Source organism: Mesorhizobium sp. M1E.F.Ca.ET.063.01.1.1, from assembly GCF_003998155.1.
Classification (GTDB): Bacteria; Pseudomonadota; Alphaproteobacteria; order Rhizobiales; family Rhizobiaceae; genus Mesorhizobium.
On the sequence record NZ_RZSC01001084.1, the window covers coordinates 1 to 1,493 of the forward strand.

Consider the following 1,493-nt stretch of genomic DNA (forward strand, 5'->3'; position numbering starts at 1 on the left):
GAAATGGGCGCCACGCCGTCGCCGGCGCGGCTGGAAACCCTCGTCGAGACAGCGACGGCCTATGCGAAGGCCGCCAGTTCCGAGAACACGCGAGATGCCTATGCCAAGGACTGGCGGCATTTCGCCGCCTGGTGCCGTCGCGAAGGCTTCGAGCCCATGCCGCCATCAAGCCAGGTCATCGGCCTCTATATCGGTGCCTGCGCGGCCGGCGATCCGAAACGCGGCCTCGCCGCGCTCTCCGTCGCGACAATCGAGCGGCGCCTCTCCGGGTTGGCCTGGAACTTCACCCAGCGCGGCGTGCCGATGGATCGCGCCGATCGGCACATTGCGACGGTGCTCGCCGGCATCCGCCGCAAGCACGCAAAGCCGCCGCGGCAGAAGGAGGCCGTGCTCAGCGACGACATCAAGGCGATGGTCAACACGCTCGGCCATGATCTGAGGAGCCTGCGCGACCGGGCCATCCTGCTCTTGGGCTTCGCCGGCGGCCTGCGGCGTTCCGAGATCGTCGGTCTCGACGTCGTGCGCGACGATCACAGCGACGGCAATGGCTGGATCGAGTTTTTTCCTGGCCAGGGCGTGCTGGTGACGCTGCGCGGCAAGACCGGCTGGCGCGAGGTCGAGGTCGGCCGCGGCGCTTCCGACCAGACCTGCCCCGTCGCTGCCCTCGAGAGCTGGATCCGCTTTGGCCGGATCGCGAGAGGTCCCCTGTTCCGCCGCATCTTCAAGGACAACAAGACCGTCGACGTCGAGCGCCTTTCCGACAAACATGTCGCCCGTCTGGTCAAGCGGACCGCGCTCGCCGCCGGCGTCCGTTCCGATCTACCGGAAGGGGAACGGGCGGGGCTGTTCTCAGGGCACTCGCTGCGCGCCGGCCTTGCCTCCTCGGCCGACATCGAGGAGCGTTACGTTCAAAAGCAGCTCGGCCACGCCTCGGCCGAAATGACACGCAAATATCAGCGACGGCGCGACCGCTTCCGCACCAATCTCACCAAGGCGTCGGGGCTTTGAAGGCCCCTCCCCTGCCCCGATTGAAGCCGCAGCATGGCGATCCGGGAGAGCAGGATTTTCACCTTAGCGATTCAATTTTTTCGCCTTAGCGCTTCAATTGAATCGGGAAGCAAAAGCGACATCGGCACGGGCGAGCGGCTCGATCAGGGTCCTCAGGGGCAAATTAGCGAGATCGTAAGCCATTGATGTTGTTGTAGCTGATTTGCGTAACGGAAGCTATTCCGCCATTTGCTTCCGTCACAGGCGATGATCTTTGGAATGAAAGCTCACTATCGATAATTACCGCTTATCGATAGTGATTGTTTTTGCGCCGCAAATCAGTCATTTTCGGCCCCAGGATGGCCGCCGGCGACGTCCCGCGCGGCCGAGAATGACACAAGGCGCTATTCCGCCGCGCGAGAAAGGCCACCTGGATGAGCGAAGGAAAACCCGTCCGCCTGCCCGACCCCGCTTCCGTCGAAACCGTGCTCGCATCTCTGCAGGCG

The 1,493-nt window shown here is 63.9% G+C and carries 1 protein-coding gene; it reads left to right on the forward strand.

The window, feature by feature from the left end; genetic code table 11:
- A partial coding sequence (locus tag EOA29_RS36230) for a tyrosine-type recombinase/integrase (RefSeq protein WP_127222378.1) occupies positions 1 to 1,008 on the forward strand: 1,008 nt, incomplete at its 5' end.
- Positions 1,009 to 1,493 lie beyond the last annotated feature (485 nt).